This is a genomic window from Bradyrhizobium sp. C9, from assembly GCF_002532045.1.
Lineage (GTDB): Bacteria > Pseudomonadota > Alphaproteobacteria > Rhizobiales > Xanthobacteraceae > Bradyrhizobium.
In genome coordinates this window covers 102,396-117,950 of record NZ_NWTG01000020.1, presented here as the reverse complement: position 1 = coordinate 117,950, position 15,555 = coordinate 102,396, and the positions used below count along the sequence as shown (strand labels likewise).

General features: G+C 66.0%; 22 protein-coding genes. 9 read left to right on the top strand and 13 right to left on the bottom strand.

Going from position 1 to position 15,555, the window contains the following annotated elements; translation table 11 throughout:
- Window positions 1–68: 68 nt before the first annotated feature.
- The gene (locus CO675_RS30070; RefSeq protein WP_097675398.1) at window positions 69–2,150 is read right to left on the bottom strand and encodes a methyl-accepting chemotaxis protein; all 2,082 of its coding nucleotides are present in this window, start codon (window positions 2,148–2,150) and stop codon (window positions 69–71) included.
- Window positions 2,151–2,309: 159 nt separating this feature from the next.
- Complete coding sequence (locus CO675_RS30065; RefSeq protein ID WP_097675397.1) at window positions 2,310–2,564, bottom strand: hypothetical protein; 255 nt, start codon at window positions 2,562–2,564, stop codon at window positions 2,310–2,312.
- Between the two features lie 180 nt (window positions 2,565–2,744).
- On the opposite strand from CO675_RS30065, the gene CO675_RS30060 reads away from it, so the two are divergent.
- The gene (locus tag CO675_RS30060) at window positions 2,745–3,335 is read left to right on the top strand and encodes an NADPH-dependent FMN reductase (RefSeq protein ID WP_097675396.1); all 591 of its coding nucleotides are present in this window, start codon (window positions 2,745–2,747) and stop codon (window positions 3,333–3,335) included.
- A gap of 34 nt (window positions 3,336–3,369) precedes the next feature.
- Window positions 3,370–4,152 (top strand): SDR family NAD(P)-dependent oxidoreductase, encoded by a 783-nt coding sequence (locus tag CO675_RS30055; protein ID WP_097675395.1) that lies wholly within the window; start codon window positions 3,370–3,372, stop codon window positions 4,150–4,152.
- 12 nt (window positions 4,153–4,164) lie between these two features.
- Here CO675_RS30055 and CO675_RS30050 read toward each other — a convergent pair whose 3' ends face one another.
- Window positions 4,165–4,545, bottom strand: a complete 381-nt coding sequence (locus CO675_RS30050) for a hypothetical protein (protein WP_097675394.1) — start codon at window positions 4,543–4,545, stop codon at window positions 4,165–4,167.
- A 176-nt stretch (window positions 4,546–4,721) separates the two neighbouring features.
- On the opposite strand from CO675_RS30050, the gene CO675_RS30045 reads away from it, so the two are divergent.
- Complete coding sequence (locus CO675_RS30045; protein ID WP_245452982.1) at window positions 4,722–5,351, top strand: L,D-transpeptidase; 630 nt, start codon at window positions 4,722–4,724, stop codon at window positions 5,349–5,351.
- Window positions 5,352–5,428: 77 nt separating this feature from the next.
- Here CO675_RS30045 and CO675_RS40725 read toward each other — a convergent pair whose 3' ends face one another.
- Complete coding sequence (locus CO675_RS40725) at window positions 5,429–6,493, bottom strand: hypothetical protein (protein ID WP_097675393.1); 1,065 nt, start codon at window positions 6,491–6,493, stop codon at window positions 5,429–5,431.
- Window positions 6,494–6,870: 377 nt separating this feature from the next.
- Between CO675_RS40725 and CO675_RS30035 the strand changes: the two genes are divergently transcribed.
- Both CO675_RS30035 and CO675_RS30030 read left to right on the top strand, forming a co-directional pair.
- Window positions 6,871–7,446 (top strand): septal ring lytic transglycosylase RlpA family protein, encoded by a 576-nt coding sequence (locus CO675_RS30035; protein WP_097675392.1) that lies wholly within the window; start codon window positions 6,871–6,873, stop codon window positions 7,444–7,446.
- A 399-nt stretch (window positions 7,447–7,845) separates the two neighbouring features.
- Complete coding sequence (locus tag CO675_RS30030) at window positions 7,846–8,052, top strand: hypothetical protein (RefSeq protein ID WP_050401388.1); 207 nt, start codon at window positions 7,846–7,848, stop codon at window positions 8,050–8,052.
- 2 nt (window positions 8,053–8,054) lie between these two features.
- On the opposite strand, the gene CO675_RS30025 is transcribed toward CO675_RS30030, so the two are convergent.
- Window positions 8,055–8,783 carry a class I SAM-dependent methyltransferase gene (locus tag CO675_RS30025; RefSeq protein ID WP_097675391.1) on the bottom strand — a complete coding sequence of 243 codons (729 nt, stop codon included), beginning with the start codon at window positions 8,781–8,783 and terminating at the stop codon, window positions 8,055–8,057.
- Between the two features lie 191 nt (window positions 8,784–8,974).
- On the opposite strand from CO675_RS30025, the gene CO675_RS30020 reads away from it, so the two are divergent.
- Together CO675_RS30020 and CO675_RS30015 are read left to right on the top strand one after the other, a co-directional pair.
- On the top strand, window positions 8,975–9,160 hold the full coding sequence (locus CO675_RS30020; RefSeq protein ID WP_092125583.1) for a hypothetical protein: 186 nt from the start codon (window positions 8,975–8,977) through the stop codon (window positions 9,158–9,160).
- A gap of 154 nt (window positions 9,161–9,314) precedes the next feature.
- The gene (locus CO675_RS30015) at window positions 9,315–9,836 is read left to right on the top strand and encodes a DUF1993 domain-containing protein (RefSeq protein WP_097675390.1); all 522 of its coding nucleotides are present in this window, start codon (window positions 9,315–9,317) and stop codon (window positions 9,834–9,836) included.
- Window positions 9,837–9,949: 113 nt separating this feature from the next.
- Here CO675_RS30015 and CO675_RS30010 read toward each other — a convergent pair whose 3' ends face one another.
- The 8 genes from CO675_RS30010 to CO675_RS41160 all read right to left on the bottom strand — a co-directional run bounded on the left by CO675_RS30010 (window position 9,950) and on the right by CO675_RS41160 (window position 14,108).
- Complete coding sequence (locus tag CO675_RS30010; RefSeq protein WP_097675389.1) at window positions 9,950–10,186, bottom strand: hypothetical protein; 237 nt, start codon at window positions 10,184–10,186, stop codon at window positions 9,950–9,952.
- Window positions 10,187–10,508: 322 nt separating this feature from the next.
- Window positions 10,509–10,679 carry a hypothetical protein gene (locus CO675_RS41165; protein WP_198964797.1) on the bottom strand — a complete coding sequence of 57 codons (171 nt, stop codon included), beginning with the start codon at window positions 10,677–10,679 and terminating at the stop codon, window positions 10,509–10,511.
- Window positions 10,680–10,688: 9 nt separating this feature from the next.
- A complete protein-coding gene (locus CO675_RS30005; protein ID WP_097675388.1) occupies window positions 10,689–10,919 on the bottom strand; it encodes a DUF6894 family protein in 231 nt (76 codons plus the stop codon).
- Between the two features lie 140 nt (window positions 10,920–11,059).
- On the bottom strand, window positions 11,060–11,404 hold the full coding sequence (locus CO675_RS30000) for a tRNA-binding protein (protein ID WP_097675387.1): 345 nt from the start codon (window positions 11,402–11,404) through the stop codon (window positions 11,060–11,062).
- Between the two features lie 6 nt (window positions 11,405–11,410).
- Complete coding sequence (locus tag CO675_RS29995; RefSeq protein WP_097675386.1) at window positions 11,411–12,394, bottom strand: M23 family metallopeptidase; 984 nt, start codon at window positions 12,392–12,394, stop codon at window positions 11,411–11,413.
- A gap of 28 nt (window positions 12,395–12,422) precedes the next feature.
- Window positions 12,423–13,049, bottom strand: a complete 627-nt coding sequence (locus CO675_RS29990; protein ID WP_097675385.1) for a LysE family translocator — start codon at window positions 13,047–13,049, stop codon at window positions 12,423–12,425.
- Window positions 13,050–13,066: 17 nt separating this feature from the next.
- Window positions 13,067–13,924 carry a pyridoxal kinase PdxY gene (gene pdxY / locus CO675_RS29985; RefSeq protein WP_097675384.1) on the bottom strand — a complete coding sequence of 286 codons (858 nt, stop codon included), beginning with the start codon at window positions 13,922–13,924 and terminating at the stop codon, window positions 13,067–13,069.
- Window positions 13,925–13,934: 10 nt separating this feature from the next.
- The gene (locus tag CO675_RS41160; protein WP_016840760.1) at window positions 13,935–14,108 is read right to left on the bottom strand and encodes a hypothetical protein; all 174 of its coding nucleotides are present in this window, start codon (window positions 14,106–14,108) and stop codon (window positions 13,935–13,937) included.
- Between the two features lie 342 nt (window positions 14,109–14,450).
- Here CO675_RS41160 and CO675_RS29980 point away from each other — a divergent pair, with 342 nt between their 5' ends.
- Complete coding sequence (locus tag CO675_RS29980) at window positions 14,451–14,693, top strand: hypothetical protein (RefSeq protein ID WP_097675383.1); 243 nt, start codon at window positions 14,451–14,453, stop codon at window positions 14,691–14,693.
- 85 nt (window positions 14,694–14,778) lie between these two features.
- Complete coding sequence (locus CO675_RS29975) at window positions 14,779–15,444, top strand: FMN-binding negative transcriptional regulator (protein ID WP_097675382.1); 666 nt, start codon at window positions 14,779–14,781, stop codon at window positions 15,442–15,444.
- Window positions 15,445–15,555 lie beyond the last annotated feature (111 nt).

Genomic DNA, 15,555 nt, shown 5'->3' with positions numbered 1-15,555 from the left:
CGAAACCCATCGCTTCGCTGCGAGTGTTGATGGGCTTCGCTGTGCTCTACCCATTCCACGGATTCACGCTACGCCGCGCGCACGTCGGAGAGGAAGCGGTTGACCTGGCCGGCGAGGTCCTTGGATTGCGTCGAAAGCTGCTCGGCCGCGCCCAGCACCTGGGTTGCCGCCGCGCCGGTGTCGTCGGCGGCGCGCTGCACGCCGGAGATGTTGGAGTTGACCTCCTGGGTGCCGCGCGCGGCTTCCTGAACGCTGCGCGAGATCTCCTTGGTCGCCGATCCCTGTTCCTCGATCGCGGCGGCAATCGCGGTGCCGATCTGGTCGATCTCGGTGATGACGTCGACGACGCTGCGGATCGCGGTCACGGTCTCGTCGCTTGCGGTCTGGATCGCGGTGATCTGCTCGGAGATCTCCGTGGTCGCCTTCGCGGTCTGGCCGGCCAGCGACTTCACTTCCGAGGCGACGACGGCAAAGCCGCGGCCGGCCTCGCCGGCGCGGGCCGCCTCGATGGTGGCGTTGAGCGCGAGCAGGTTGGTCTGTGCCGCGATGCTCTGGATCAGCGTCACGACGTCGCCGATCTTCTGGGCGCCTTCGGCCAGCGAGCGCGCGGTGTCGCCGGTGCGCCTTGCATGGTCGACCGCACGCGCGGCGATCTCGGTCGAGGTCGCAACCTGGCGGGCGATCTCCGAGATCGAGGAGGTCAGCTCCTCGGTCGCGCTCGCGACCGTCTGCACGTTGGTCGAGGTCTGATCCGACGCCGCGGCGACGACCGCGGCCTGGCGGTTGGTGGCGGCCGCGGTCGCCGACATCGATTGCGCTGTGTCCTCCATCACCGAGGACGCCGCGGACAATCCGCCGACCAGCTCGGTGACCTTGGCTTCGAAGGCGCGGGTCAGATCGTCGAGCACGCGGGCGCGGCGCATCTTGACGTCGTTCTCGGCTTCCTTCTCGCTCGCGAGGCGATCGGCCTCAATCCTGTTGTCCTTGAACACCTGCACGGCGGCGGCCATCGCGCCGATCTCGTCGTTGCGCGCGGCTCCCGGGATCGTCTCGGCGACGTCGCCGGCGGCGAGGCGCGACATCCGGCCGGTGAGGGCGGCGATCGGGTTGAGGATGCGGCGGCGGACCACGACGATGAGGCCGGCGCTGACGGCAATGACCGCGAGCAGCCCGGTCAGTGCAATCGCGAAGCTGAAGCGCGCCGACGAATAGGCGCTCGCTAGCACCTGCTCGGCATTCTCGTAGAATGCGTCGCGCACGGTAATGATGGCGGCGAGGCCGACCTGCGATTCCGGATAGTAGGTGTCGAGATCAACTTCATACTTGCCGGTCACTGCGCCTTCCTTGGCAAGCTTCAGCGCTTTGCCGAAGCGCTCGACATAGTCGGCCTGCATCTTGCCGAGCGCCGTCATGACATTCGCGGGCGTCGCCGGATTGTTGCGCAATTCCTGCAGCGTCGAGAGGATCTGTTCGGTGCGGCCGGTGGAGCGGTAGAGCTCCATCTTCTCTTGATCGGTCGCGACGCGCTTGGCGCCGACCAGCGCCTTGTGCAGGCTGGCATTGAGGCCGCCGGTGTCGCGCAGCATCCAGGCAACGTTGGCGTAGCTGGCCTGGCGATAGGCATTGCCGTCGAGGCCGGCAAGGCGGCGCACCTGCTCGTCGAGCAGCGTGGTGACTCCGGCGTTGAACACGGAATTGTCGGCGACGATCTTGCCGGAGGCGGCGCGGCGGACATCGGCCGGACCTGAGATGGCAGCCGCGATGGCGTCGCGCAGCCCGGCAAACTTCACCTTCAGCGCGTCGATCTCGCGCGCGAGGGCTTCGCCATCATCGAGCGATCCCGGCAGCGTGGTGCGCACCTGGTTGACCTTGGCCAGCGCGCCGTCGGTCAGCTGACGCTGGCGGTCGAGTTCGGCGATCTGCTTCGGATCGATCGTGCCGCCGGCGAGCAGCAGGTTGGTGGCGTAGCCGCGCTCGGGGTTCATGTAGCGCGGGATATCACCGACGGCGCGGACGATTTCGAGCCGGCTCTGCGCGGTCGAAACCTTGTCCATGGTCTGGTACTTGGTCACCGCGACATAGGCCGACAGGCCACCGCCGACCGCGGACAAGGAGACGATCGCGGCCGTCAGGAGAGTACCGATTTTCATGGGATGCGCGCCATTTCTTGACGGGAGAGGGAGAGGCCTCAACCGTACCGGGTGCGCATTAAGCTTGGGTTTATGATGCGGGAGCCGCGGGGCTGCCGCACATCCGTATGGTCCGAAAGTCGAGGACGCCGGGCCGCGCGCGGCGGCGCGATGTGACGATCAGTGCCCGTCGTCCTCAGCGCCCTTGGTTGCGGCGCGGTGCTGGGTCGCGCCGCCGGTGCCCGCTTCGCCGCAGGGAAGCTGGTTCCAGGTGCCGTCGGCGGCTTGCTGGTAGGCCTGGCAGCCGGCCGAATTGGTTGAGGTGGCGGCTTTCTCGTCGGCTTTCTGCCGCTCGGCGCTCTTCGCCAGCGCCGGCGTGGCAATGGCAGCGATGACCGCGAGCGAGCCTGCGAAAACCAGCTTTGCGATCTGCATGTCGGGTTCTCCTTCTCGAAGCGAAAAACATATCCAGAAAACAAATCTGGCGATTTTTGGCCGCGGCGGGCGACCTGCGACGAATTGCTTAATGCGGGCAAAACGCGCCGGAATGCCCGTTAACATCCGCGCGCCGGTCGCGGGACGGCTGTCGCAGCGCCGTGGTAGGATCGCGCCATCATGACCCACCGCATTCTCGTTCTCTACGGCTCCTATCGTTCGGATCGCATGGGCATCCGCCTGGCGCAGTTTGTCGTCGACGGCCTTCGGGGGCGCGGCGACGATGTCGAGTTGATCGACGCCAAGGAGGTCGGCCTGCCGATGCTCGACCGGATGTACAAGGAGCATCCCAAGGGGCAGGCGCCGGCCGTGCTCGAAACGCTCGCCGGCAAGATCCGCGACGCCGATGGATTCCTGTTCGTCACCGGCGAATACAATTGGGGCATCCAGCCCGGGCTGAAGAACCTGACCGATCACTTCCTCGAGGAGTGGTTTTGGCGTCCGGCGGCGATCGCAAGCTATTCGGCCGGGCGGTTCGCCGGAGCGCGCGCCGCGACCGCCTGGCACGGCACGCTGTCGGAGATGGGCATGGTGGTGGTGTCGAGCACGATCAGCGCGGGGCCGATCGCGCAGACCCTGTCGGCCGAAGGCAAGCCGATCGGCGAGGGCGGCAAGTCGCTCGAACGCGCCTTTCCACGCTTTGCAGACGACTTCACCTGGTGGATCGAAGCCGCCAAGGCACAGCGGGCGCGCAAGGCGCCGCCATACTGAAAACGCCGGTCTGCCAGCCAGGAGTTTCGGGATCATGAGCCTCTTCACATCGCCCTTCGATCCCGCGCGCGAGGCAGCCCTGGTGACCGGCGCCGGCAACGGCATCGGACGCGCCATCGCGCAGGCCCTGGTCGGCGAAGGTGTGCGCACGGTGTTCGCCGACCTGCATGAGGACAAGGTGCTGGCCGCGATCGAGGCTGCGCCACATCCCGAACTTGCTGTGCCCTGGATCGGCGATCTTGCGCAGCGTGCGGCGTGCGACGCCCTGCTGGCGCATGCACAACAAACGGTCGGGCAGGTGACGCACTTCGTCCACAGCGCGTCGCCGCCGCGCCGCGAGGCCGATCATGCGATGGCGGTCGATGAAGAGACCTGGCGGCAGATGCACGCGGTCAATCTCGATGCCGGTTTTCATCTGTCGCGTGAACTGGCGCGCAAGCTGATCGCGGCGCAGACGCCGGGTTCGTTCCTGCTGCTCACCTCGCTGCATGCGGGTACGCCACGCAACCTGCCGCATTACTCGACGGCGAAGGCCGGCATGGCAATGCTGGTGAAGGAGCTGGCCAAGAGTTGGGGCCGCTATGGCATCCGCGTCAATGCGCTGGTGCCTGGCGCGATCGCAGCCGGCGGCTTCGTCGCCGATCCCGCGCTGGCCAGGCACATTCCGCTCGGCCGGCTTGGTCAGGCGGACGATCTCGCGCCGATGGCGCTTGCCGTGCTCTCGCACAAGATCTCCGGCTACGTCACCGGCGCATCGATCGTGGTCGATGGCGGCTTGTCGCTGACCAACTGGTTCGCCCCGCCGGAGCTCGATTGAGATCGGAGTTTGCTACTTGGTCCTGATGTAGCCCGCGAGCCGCGACTTCTGGTCCTGGCACCAGGTCGTCATGCTGCCGGCGCGGCGCTGGTCGAGGTCGGTGCTCTGGGTCGCGATCGCGACTTCGGTCATCAGGTCGTCGGCCTGCTTCTCGCCCATCTTGCCGCCGGTATGCATGAAGGCGATCGCCTTGCGCACCTGCTCGGTGGTGCCGTCGGGCAGGTGCATGTCCTGCGCGCGCTGCACGAGGTCCTGATAGACCAGATCGGTGCCCGGGCACTCGACCTTGGCGGCAAAGGCTTGCAGCACCATGGTGACATAGGCCGCGCGCGGATCGGCGTGGGCCGGTGTTGCCGCGACAATCAGGCCGCCGATCAGCAGAGCGTAACGCATCGAATTCCTCCCGATGTTTTAGACATTTTGTCGCAAGGCTAGCGTCCGCGGGAACCGACTGCAACCGTAAGGACACACTTGCTGATGGAACCGATCAAACAGCCGTGTTCCGGTCTGGGCTGCCACGATTTCAGCACGATTTCGGCAGCAAGTGCCACAACTTGACGCAGGGGAGAATGATCGTGTCGAAGTTGGGGCTTGCTGCGGTGCTGATGGGTTCGCTCGCACTTGGCGGCTGCATGCAGGCGACGCTGTCGCCGGTGACGGATGCCGCGATGACGCCGCGCGACCGGCAATTGCTGGCGCATCCGCCCTATGCGGACGCCAAGATTCCGGATCAGTTCCAGCGCCACATTGTCGATTACACGCGCAAGGAGCAGCCGGGCTCGATCCTGGTCGATACCGACGCGCGCTACCTCTATTACGTGCTGCCCGGCGGCAAGGCGATCCGCTACGGCGTCGCCGTCGGCGAGGAGGCCATGGCGTTCTCCGGCGTCGCCACGGTCGGCCGTCTCGCCGAATGGCCGGACTGGGTTCCGACCAAGGACATCCAGGAGCGGCTCGGGCCGTATCCGGCGCGTGTCGCCGGCGGACCGGCCAATCCGCTCGGTGCCCGCGGCATCTATCTCTACCAGGGCAACAAGGACACGCTGTACCGCATCCACGGCACCAACCAGCCCGAATATATCGGGCAGGCGATCTCGTCGGGCTGCATCCGCATGAACAACGCAGACGTCATCGACCTCTACCAGCACGTCAAGCCGGGCGCGACCGTGGTCGTGCTGCCGCCGGGACAGAGCGCGTAATTCGCCTATTGAGAGGCAAGGGCGCCGATCGCGTTATCGCGATCGGCGCCGTTTTACGTTCAACCGTTAGCTGGCCGTCAGCGCAGCGGCATCGGCGGCCGAACCACCGGGCCGCCATCATCCGCGTCGACAACAGAGGACTGCTGTGGTTGCACCGGCCGCGGTGCTACCGTCTGCGGTGCGGCCGCAACGGGCGCCGGCAGCGGGGCCGCTGATGCAGCCGGTGGCGGTGGGATGTAGGCCTGTGCCGGCGGGTATGACCGGCGCACTGGCGGTGAAGCAACGGCCGTACGTGGCGCGGTCGGGGGCGGTGCGATCGAGGCACGCGGGCGCGGCGCGACCGGCCGCGGTTCGACGGCCCTGGTCTCGGTCGTCCGTGCGACCCGCTGCGTCAACTGATCCTGGCTCGCCTTCAGCTGATCGATGCTGGTCTTGAGCTGCTCGATCTGCTGTCCCATCGACGCGAGATCGCGCGCCATCGACTGCAGCAACTGCGTTTGGTCAGGTGCGGCTGGCGCCGCCGACGCGGCGGGCGCGACCGGCGCCACTGCTGCTGCGGCCGGAGCAGGCGCGGCCGTTGCCACGTCCTGCGGTGCAGCAGCCGGAGCAGCCGCAGCCGGCTGATCGGCGGCAGCCGCCGCCTGCGCGGGCGGGCTCGCCTGGTCGACAGCGGGAGTGGCCTTGCCTGGCAGCAGCGAGGTCAGGGCCTCGACCTGCGGCACGTACTCCGCCACCACCTGCTTGACGCGATGCCCGTAGTGTTGCCACGCCGCGGTGCCCATCGCGCCGACGATCGCGAACACGAACCAGAAGGCACGGATCGCCCATTTGTTGGTCGGACGCGGCGCGCGCTCCAGTCTGATGTCGTCCAGTCTGCCGTCATGGCTTGCGGCGCTGTATTCCGGCGCGGCCGGCGGCGCCGTAACTGGGATCGGCGTCACCGGCGGCACCGAGGCGACCGGCGCGATCTGCGGCGTGGAAGAGGGCGCAAGGCTCGGGCCGAACCACGGCTCGCGTTGCCCCGACGCTGCCTTTGCGGTAGGCGCCGGCGCGGTGGCGGCATTGTCGGTGCGGGTTGCAGTGAAGCTAGGTTCGATCGCGAAAATATCGTGCGGATCTGCGTCTTTCAGTGTCGATTGCATGGCGGTCCCCGTTTCAGTCCAAGGTCAACCGCAAATGGGCGGCCGGCAATTTGAGCTCTGTATCGACCCCTGGCCCTGTCCCCACGACTCCAGTCCGGTTTGACCAAAGCAAGGCGAGAGGGTGGAGAGGTTGGGGAGTTTCGGGAACCACACAGGGAGCTGAGGGGGCTGGTGCCGGCCACGCGCGTGCGGAAGCGCCGGGGTGGCATTTCCGGGTGAACCTCCCTGGTTGTGTGGCGCATCCACCACACCCGAGGGGAAATCGGGGCGCCTGCAGCATGTCAGACCGCGCTCTGCCACCGTTCCGCCCCGATTGGATTCGGCCATGCGGGTGTTGGATTTTCGGCTTGGGCTGGGGCGCGAGTTGGGGATGCAACATGTCACGCGACGATGCAGTCATTTCGTACGTCGACGTCAAACGCAGCGCACGCGGGGCCGCAATTTCGTTGGCTCGTGCGCGAAAGCCGCTGCGGCTCTGCGCCATCGTGATCGGCGCCGCGTCGCTTGCCGCCTGTGCGCAGTCCTCCGCGGTCAGCCAGCGCTCGCAGGCGCTCGCGAGCCGGCCGGTATCGGCCGAGCCGATCCGCGCTGCGTCATCGGCGCCGCGCATACATGTCGCAGCCGCGCGCAAGCACACGCCTTATGCGGCGCGCAAAGGCGGCGACACCAGGATCGCGTCGCAGGGCGTCGCGAGCTTCTACAGCGAGGGGCAGGAGACCGCGAGCGGCGAGAAGTTCAACGCGCACGAACTAACCGCCGCGCATCCGACCTTGCCGTTCGGCACCAAGCTGCGCGTCACCGACGTCAAGACCGGCCGCTCGGTCACTGTGCGCGTCAATGACCGCGGGCCTTACGTTCCCGGGCGCATCGTCGACGTCTCGTATTCTGCCGCACAGTCGCTCGGCATGATCGGCAAGGGCGTCGCGAATGTCCGGCTCGACGTCGTGCAGTGAGCTGCACCGTCAGCCGGGTTCGGGAATTTTGCCGGACGGATCGGGAAAAAGTCCCGGCTTTGCGCGCGCTTTAATCCTGTTGTCCGGACGCCAGCCGCAAATAGAATTGTCGCCGCTACTTCCCCGCGCTCGCGTTTTTCAGGCGCGTGGATTTCTACCCAATGAACCTTCCCCGCCTTGGCGTCCCACCGAGGCGGGGTTTTTCGTTGCGGCATGCGCGTCGCGTGCGCTGCCGGCCGCGGCAACGCCTTGCATATGCTGGATCTGCCGACCTCGATGGGAAAGTTGATCTAGCGGCGACCGTATATTGCGCTCTGTCGTATCCGGCGCCTGTGCTTCCACCAAATTGTCATGCTCCCGGCGAATTGCGGCCCAACGCCGCTGCCAACACACCGCCGAATGGATGATGTCGGCGAGGGACAAGCATTGGCCTACAAGATGATCGCAGAACGCGAGAACGAAACGGTCAGGATCGAGCGGGAAAGCACCTTCATCATCATCGCCAAGGCCAAGGTCTGGGCGAGCGAGGGATGGCAGGTGGTGATCACCGACAAGGACGGAAAATCATACCCGCCGGAGGAATTCGACAAGCTGCTCGCGGCGTAATGCTAGCGCTGCGCTGATACCAGCATCATCATGGGCCGTTCCAGCTCGTCAGCCAGTTCGGGCACAGCCTTGATCTGCTCCCGTGTCGGGGAGAATTCCTCGACATGGCGAAGCATGAAGCCGGCGCCGATCAACGCGTTGAGCGTGGTGCCGATGGTGCGGTGATATTTCAGCACGCCCTTCACATACCAGTCGGTCCGGCGTTCGCCCTCGATGAAGTAGCGGTTGACGGGCCAGGTCTTGCGGCCGTCCTGGTCCTGTCCCCAGTCGGGATGGGTGGCGGCCATGTAGATCGGATGCTCGATGGTGAAGACCAGATGCCCTTCCGGGACGAGCGTGCGATACAGCATCCGCGCCAGGCGATCGAAGTCCCTGATGTAGTGGAAGGTGAGGGCGCTGTAGGCGAGGTCGAACGTGGCCTTCGGCAGCTCCAGCGTTTCAAGGTCGGCGATCTCATAAGCGACGGCCGGATCCTGCGTCATCGCCGTGGCGCGCGCGATCATGTTCTGCGAGAGGTCGACGCCGAGCACGCCCGAGGCGCCTTGCTCGCGCATCCAGCGCGACGCCCAGCCGAAGCCGCAGCCGAGATCGACGACGTGCTTGCCGGTGATGTCGGGCAGCATGGCGCGGATGGCGGGCCATTCGGGGGCCCCGAGCAGCCCGCGGACCTGCCGCGGCAGCTGGCTGTAGCCGGCGAAGAAGCCGGGATCGTCATAGATGTTCTGCGCCATGGGTCCGGCAACTCGCGAGGGAGCGGGGTTCGCCTCTCTGTAAACGCCGCTGCGGCGCGTGGAAACCGCTGATTGTGTCGCGCCGGCCGGGATGCTGGAACCAGACACGGCGTTCGGCCGTTTTGAAGTCAGTCCGCTGGAACGCGCGATCACGCCTGTCCCTGCGGCGCCGGACAGCAGAGGAGAGCGCCATGATAGCCGAGATGCAGATCCACACCATCGCGCGGCAGATGCTGGAGAAGCACGGCCTGCAGGCGATCGCCGAGGCGGCCCAGAACGCCATCGCCTGCGAGAGCAAGGGCGAGACCGAAGAGGCTCGCGAGTGGCGTCATATCGAGGACGCCATGAAGATGATGCGCGGACCGCACCAGAGCTGACCGCGGTAGCGCGCGACCCCTGCCGGAGTGCTCTGGCGCCGTGCGCCGGATCTATCTGATTTGCGCCCCCGATGCCGCTTGCCTTCGCCGGAGTTTCCGGGAACTGTGTCCAGGACAAGCAGCAAGCAAAATTTTCTATCTGGGGGAATTCGCCATGAGCTTTTCACTCTACGACGCGACCGTTGCCAACTATCTGCAGATCCTCGGCGCCGCCTCGGGCTTTCTTGACAAGAGCCTCGCGCATTTCAAGGCGAGCGGCATCGATCCGGCCGAGATCGTCGAGACCCGGTTGTTTCCGGACATGTTGCCGTTCCGCTTTCAGGTGGTCTCGCTCGCGCACCATTCCCGCGGCGCGATGGAAGCTGCCAGGACCGGCGTGTTCGTCCCGCCGTCCGGCAAGCCCGACCTGGACTACGCCGCACTGCAGGCGCTGGTGAAGGACGCGCACAGCGAATTGTCGACGCTGACGCCGGACGCGGTCAACGCGTTGCTCGGGCGCGAAGTGATGTTCAAGCTCGGCGAGCGATCGATGCCGTTCACGGCCGAGGGCTTCCTGATGTCGTTCTCGCTGCCGAACTTCTTCTTTCACTCGACCACGGCCTACGACATCCTTCGCCACAAGGGCGCGCCGCTCGGCAAGCGTGACTTCATCGGCCGATTGAACATGAAGAAGTGATCGGGGCGCGCGCCGCCTGGTCTTGCTGAGGCGGCAACTTCAGCCGCTATGCGCAGCAGGACCACGATCGCGCGCGGACAGGCGCGATCAGTTGAACCCGGAGCCTACGGACGCTAGCCCGCCCTGCGCCAGTGTGGCACGGGATCGAGCGGCGTCCGGTACAGCTCGCGCCGGTCGATGTCGGTGACGCGCACGGCGCAGCCGCGCGCCTTCAACTCCGGCTTGACCTGCGACAGCTCGTTGGCGAGCTGATCGGCGCGATCGGAGGCGAGGCTGATGTTTTCGAGGATGATCGTTCCTTGATTCCGGAACTCGTCCCCCACCACGAGATCGAAGGTGTAGTACGGCATCCGAAGTTCTCCGTTTCGGTTTGCATCACAGGGTAACACTGAGTCGTGCGTTCCCTAAGATGCATCGCGCACAATCGTCGGGCGATCGGCGCAAAAACGATGTGCAACGCTCCACGCACGAGAACGATTATGCAGCGCGGCACGGCGAAGGAGTCCTGTCATCCAGCTCACCGCGGTGCCGTTAAGATTTGATTAAAACTGTCGTCGCAAGCTTGGGACCAGGTGGAATTGCGGCGGAACCGGACTCCGGGAACCGGCAGCCGCAGGAGAAGGCCGGTGGCGTAACGCCCATCGGCCTTTTCTCGTCGATCGAGCCCTCAAATTAGTCGCGCAGCGTGGCCTGTCGCCTGGCGCGGCATTTCGGACCGGGCCCGCGCATGTAGTACAGCTCGGGGCGATAGGGGTTGATGACGCCCTCGATCAGCGCGACGCAGCGCGCAACGACTTGGGCGAAGTGGCGGCGCAAGGGCTGCAGGGCGCGTTCCATCGTCATGGCACGCCCTTAGTGCAATTCGCCGAGGATGGCGGTGAACGGCAGCTCGAAGATCTCGGTCCCGATATCGTCGGTGACGTGGACCGCCCAGTTGCGCCAGTCCTCCACGCTCGGTGTCATGACAAAGCTGCGCGCCAGCTGCTCCGCATGCACCCGCACCTCGGAAAAATCCATCGCGGCGCCGATGCGATCCAGGATGACGTGCTTGTCGTCGGAGCAGTGAAAGTAAACTGCAGACATCTTCCGATTCCCATGCCGAAGCGATTCTCGTGCGCTGGAATAGCAGCGCAGGCCGGCAGTTAGAATCCGGGTGATCCCCCATCGGTAAACTACGGGGAATCCAGACGATTTGAATCACGCGGCCGTGATCGTGGGCGACGTCAGTAGATCGGCTCGCCGACCGCAACCTCGCTGCGCGGTCCGAGCACGATGACCTTGCCGCCGGCATCCTTGGCGCCGAGGATCAGCAGTTCCGAGGTGAAACCGGCGATGTTCTTCGGTCCGAAATTGCAGACGCAGACGACCAGCGAGCCGACCAGCGCTGCCGGCTCATAATTCGTGATCTGCGCGCTCGACCACATGATCCGCCCGGCGCCGACGTCGACGCCGACCTTGTAAGACGGGTTCCTGGCGCGCGGAAACGGCTGCACCTCGACCACCTTGCCGATCCTGATATCGAGGCGGGCGAAGTCGTCATACGTGGCTTGCGGCTTCAGCGGAGACATCTGCCCTCACGGTTTCCGCGGACGGCCGGCGAACACGTCCGCATCGAAGGTCTGGGGATTGACCGGATCGTAGCGCGACCAGTCCATCGACGGGTCGCTGCCGTAGCGTGCCTGCCACGCCGTATCCGTCCTGAGCGCCCCGACGACGGCGGGGCGAATCTCGAAATGCAGCATTTTGCGCGGGCCGACCTCGCCGATCTTGTCCTGCTTCCTGATCTTGGTGCCGATCGCAACCGGCCGGCCGTTGGCGCCGACGATGCGGCCGAGCTGGGCATAGCGGCTGAAGACGACGTGGCCATTGGGATAGACGTGCTTGACCACGACATAACGCCCGCAGTGGCCGATGTTGAAAGCATCGACCGAGGCCTGGTCATCCTGCTCGACCCGGATCACGACGCCATCATCCATCGCGGTCACCGGAGCGCCTTCCGCGTCCGACGTCATGTCGACGCCTGGATGAAACTCCGCCGTGCCGCATCCGCAGGGCGGCTCCTTGGCAGCCGTGGCGGGAGCGGCCTCGGGGGTCTGGAATTCATTGACCAGCAGCCCTGGTCCTTGTTGGCCGGTGTACAGATGGATCACGAACAGCGTCAGGCCGCTGCCGAGCGGCACTTCGCGCGGTAGAAATGCGCGCACCACATCCTGGATGAAGACGAGCGCCTCCGCCCCCTTCGCCGAGCGCACCTTGATGCAGCGCGAGGCCTGCACGCCGTCGATCTGATCAGGCTTGAACCCCAGCATCCGCATGGTCGTCGCGACCGACTGCACGGCGCAGGTTTCCTCATAGGAGACCAGCGTGACCTCGAGCCGGTACGGCTTCGCGCCGTTGAGGTCGACACCAGTCTTGGGCCGCGGCTGCGCCAGCAACTCGTCGAGGTCGGCGGTCTTGTAGCGGGCGTAGTCGAACGCCAGCGCGGGGGCTGTGAGCAGAGCCGCGAGCCCGGCGATGCAGATGGCCGCAATAGAAGTCTTCGGACCAGCCCCGATCATGTTACGCCCCCGTCAAGCCCCGCGCGGCTCAGCGCTCCTGAAACGCGAGGCGGATGCCGAGCGCGATGTAGATCGTACCGACCACGCGGCCCTGCCACTGCCCGATGCGGCGATTCCGCCGGATCCATGGGCTGATCTGGCCGGCGGCGAGCGCGAGCAGCGAGGTGTAGGCCGCGCTCATCGCGACGAACATCAGGCCCAGCGTCGCGAACTGCGCCACCGCCGAGCCGTGGCCGGGATGCACGAACTGCGGCAGGAAAGCGAGGAAGAACAGCGCGGTCTTCGGATTGAGCATCTCGGCCCAGATCGCCTGCCGGAATGCGCGCCTGGGATCGATCGGCTGCGGCGCCGGCAGATGCAGGTCGTCATTCTTCTCGAACAGAGCGCGGATGCCGAGCACGATCAGGTAGATCACGCCGGCATATTTGACGATCGAGAACGCGAGCGCCGAGGTCATCAGCACGGCCGACAGGCCGAACGTCGCCATCGCGGTGTGGACGAGGTCGCCGAGCGCGATGCCGAACCCGGTCGCGACGCCGACGCGCGGTCCGCCGGTGACCGAACGCGCAAGCACGAGCAGCACGGCCGGCCCCGGAATCAGGAACAGGCCGAGCACGACGGCGGCGTAGGTGAGGAGGGTGGTGATGTCGATCATGAGATGTGTCCCGGATGTCAGGCTGCAGGGATCGCGACCGCGGCGAAGCGCGGCTTCGGATCAAGCATCAGCTCAGCGCTTTCGACAATGCGCATTTCTTCGGTTCCTCGCTCCGCCGTGCGCACCAGCACGCCGTGGATGCCAGAGGCGGCCTGGCTCAGCGCCTCCGGCGTCGCCAGGCCACGCACGCGGGCGGCGACGAACAGCGCGGCGAACAGGTCGCCGGTGCCGGACGGGCTGATCGGCACGCGCGGGGTGCGCACCCGCCACGCTCCCGCGCGCTCGATCGCCAGCGTCTCGATCTCACTGTGGGGCGTGCCGTCGAGCTCGGCACTGGTGATGACGATGATCGCAGGCCCCCGCGCCATCAGCGCGCGGGCTTGCGCGATGACGGCATCGGTCGTCGTCACGCGCGTGCCGCAGAGGAATTCGAACTCGAAATGGTTGGGCGTGATGATGTCGGCCAGCGGACAGAGCTGGTCGCGCACCAGCGGCGGGATGTCCGATCGCACGAACATGCCGCGGTCGCGGTCGCCGAGCACGGGATCGCAGCAATAGAGCAGGGCCGGGTTCTCCGCTTTCGCGCGGGCGACGAAGTCGGCGACCTCCATCGCGATGTCGGCCGAGCCGAGATAGCCCGACAGGATCATCCGGGCACTTTCGACCGCGCCGCGCTCCTCGACGCCGCGCAAGAGGTCGGCGACCAGCTGCACATCGAGCACCCGTCCGCGGATGGTCGGATAGCCCGGCCGGTTGCTGAGCAGCGTGGTCGGCACGGCGACGACGTCGATGCCGTGCAGCTGGATCGGAAAGGTGGCCGCGCTGTTGCCGACATGGCCCCAGGCGACCTGTGACTGGATCGAGATGACGGTCATGTCGTGCGCATCACCCGAACAGCGCGGCGTAGATCACGTAGAGCCAGCCCAGGATACCGTGGATGATCGCCCACAGGATCGAATGGTTCTTGGTGTAGGAGATCGCAATCGCCAGCGCCGAGCCGAACCCCACGCCGTATTTCGCGCCCTCGACGCGGACGCCATAATATCGATTGCCGTTCATGGAGGTCCTTCCAGCGAGAGGGCGCGATCAGTGACAGCGTAACCCGCGAGTTGGCGCGAGTTCAACGGTGGATTGGGATATCGAGGCTATGACGGTGATGGAGTTGGAGTGCGCATCTATCTCCATTCGCCGGGACGACAGCGGAGCTGCGGCCGCTCGGGCCCTCGGTCCCGGCGGTCACGCTCCGATCAATCGAATGTGTCGAACCAAGCCGCCGGACAGGCAAATTCGCTGCGTCGTCGCGGAATAATCGGGCCGCGCCGCTCGTCATGGTTTCAGCGAAAGCGCTTCAGCAGGCCGGCGAGATGGCCCCATCCTGTTGAATCCAGCAGGAGACGCTCGATGATCACGATCAAACACGTCGCGGCGGGTTTGCTCGCCCTGACCGTGCTGACGACATCGGCCATGGCGCGCGAAGTCCCGTCCGGCCCATCCGCGTTGGTGAAGGGACATGCCGCGGCCGCCGGCCGCTGGGGCGGCGGGCCGCCACGCATGGTCGTGCCGCGCTACGGGGAGTTCGAAACGCTGCCCCGGGATCAGCCCGGCGGCGTCTGCGATCATGGCGACAATGCCATGATCTGCTGAGCCGGACGGTGCATGGCGGTGATCTCCGGCAAAAGTTGCGCTAGCTTCGCTGGGTCGTCTCCCTCCAGCCGCGAGCGCCGCCGCCATGCACATCCTCCGTCCCCAATTCCGCATCGAGGACGACCGCGCGCTGGACTTTGCGGCGGCGCGCGGCTTCGGCGCCATCGTCGCCGCCGATGCGCGCAGCCCGCGGGCGTCCCATGTGCCGTTCGTGATCGAGCGGCGCGACGGTCGCGTGATCGTGCAGATCCATCTCACCGCGAAGAATCCGCTGGTCGAGCTTGCCGACGGCGTCAGGCGTTTCCTGCTGATCGTCTCCGGCGACGACGCCTACATCTCGAACGACTGGTACGTCTCGCGCGATAACGTCTCCACCTGGCTCTACGAGGCGGTGCATTTGTCCGGCGTCGCGCATTTGCGCGATCACGGCGAGAACCGCGGCCACGGCGACGCGCTGCTCGCGGCTTCTGAGGCGCGGTTGTCGAAGCAACCCTGGGACCTCACGCAGATGGAGCCCGGCAAGCGCGAGGCGATGCTGGCGGGGATCAGGGTGATCGATCTCGTCGTCGACGAGATCGAGGGCCAGTCCAAGCTCAACCAGCACAAGAGCGATGCGGATTATGTTGCGCTCGTCAACCGGCTCGCACATGCGGAGGACACCTCAAGCCACAGGCTTGCGGAGAAGATGCGCGCACTGCGACCTGGGCTTGCGTATGAGGGTGATCGCGTAGGGCGGGTTAGCGAAGCGTAACCCGCCATCTTCGTTTTGTGGACGGCGGATTACGCTTGCGCCAATCCGCCCTACAAATTCGATTGGTGTGGAGATCGCAAACCTGTTGTTAAGATTTGCGCCGCGCTGATT

Coding starts and splice junctions, on each gene's coding strand:
- CO675_RS30070 (WP_097675398.1), bottom strand. CDS start 2,150: ATGAAAATCGGTACTCTCCTGACGGCCGCGATCGTCTCCTTGTCCGCG.
- CO675_RS30065 (WP_097675397.1), bottom strand. CDS start 2,564: ATGCAGATCGCAAAGCTGGTTTTCGCAGGCTCGCTCGCGGTCATCGCT.
- CO675_RS30060 (WP_097675396.1), top strand. CDS start 2,745: ATGACCCACCGCATTCTCGTTCTCTACGGCTCCTATCGTTCGGATCGC.
- CO675_RS30055 (WP_097675395.1), top strand. CDS start 3,370: ATGAGCCTCTTCACATCGCCCTTCGATCCCGCGCGCGAGGCAGCCCTG.
- CO675_RS30050 (WP_097675394.1), bottom strand. CDS start 4,545: ATGCGTTACGCTCTGCTGATCGGCGGCCTGATTGTCGCGGCAACACCG.
- CO675_RS30045 (WP_245452982.1), top strand. CDS start 4,722: ATGATCGTGTCGAAGTTGGGGCTTGCTGCGGTGCTGATGGGTTCGCTC.
- CO675_RS40725 (WP_097675393.1), bottom strand. CDS start 6,493: ATGCAATCGACACTGAAAGACGCAGATCCGCACGATATTTTCGCGATC.
- CO675_RS30035 (WP_097675392.1), top strand. CDS start 6,871: ATGTCACGCGACGATGCAGTCATTTCGTACGTCGACGTCAAACGCAGC.
- CO675_RS30030 (WP_050401388.1), top strand. CDS start 7,846: ATGGATGATGTCGGCGAGGGACAAGCATTGGCCTACAAGATGATCGCA.
- CO675_RS30025 (WP_097675391.1), bottom strand. CDS start 8,783: ATGGCGCAGAACATCTATGACGATCCCGGCTTCTTCGCCGGCTACAGC.
- CO675_RS30020 (WP_092125583.1), top strand. CDS start 8,975: ATGATAGCCGAGATGCAGATCCACACCATCGCGCGGCAGATGCTGGAG.
- CO675_RS30015 (WP_097675390.1), top strand. CDS start 9,315: ATGAGCTTTTCACTCTACGACGCGACCGTTGCCAACTATCTGCAGATC.
- CO675_RS30010 (WP_097675389.1), bottom strand. CDS start 10,186: ATGCCGTACTACACCTTCGATCTCGTGGTGGGGGACGAGTTCCGGAAT.
- CO675_RS41165 (WP_198964797.1), bottom strand. CDS start 10,679: ATGACGATGGAACGCGCCCTGCAGCCCTTGCGCCGCCACTTCGCCCAA.
- CO675_RS30005 (WP_097675388.1), bottom strand. CDS start 10,919: ATGTCTGCAGTTTACTTTCACTGCTCCGACGACAAGCACGTCATCCTG.
- CO675_RS30000 (WP_097675387.1), bottom strand. CDS start 11,404: ATGTCTCCGCTGAAGCCGCAAGCCACGTATGACGACTTCGCCCGCCTC.
- CO675_RS29995 (WP_097675386.1), bottom strand. CDS start 12,394: ATGATCGGGGCTGGTCCGAAGACTTCTATTGCGGCCATCTGCATCGCC.
- CO675_RS29990 (WP_097675385.1), bottom strand. CDS start 13,049: ATGATCGACATCACCACCCTCCTCACCTACGCCGCCGTCGTGCTCGGC.
- pdxY (WP_097675384.1), bottom strand. CDS start 13,924: ATGACCGTCATCTCGATCCAGTCACAGGTCGCCTGGGGCCATGTCGGC.
- CO675_RS41160 (WP_016840760.1), bottom strand. CDS start 14,108: ATGAACGGCAATCGATATTATGGCGTCCGCGTCGAGGGCGCGAAATAC.
- CO675_RS29980 (WP_097675383.1), top strand. CDS start 14,451: ATGATCACGATCAAACACGTCGCGGCGGGTTTGCTCGCCCTGACCGTG.
- CO675_RS29975 (WP_097675382.1), top strand. CDS start 14,779: ATGCACATCCTCCGTCCCCAATTCCGCATCGAGGACGACCGCGCGCTG.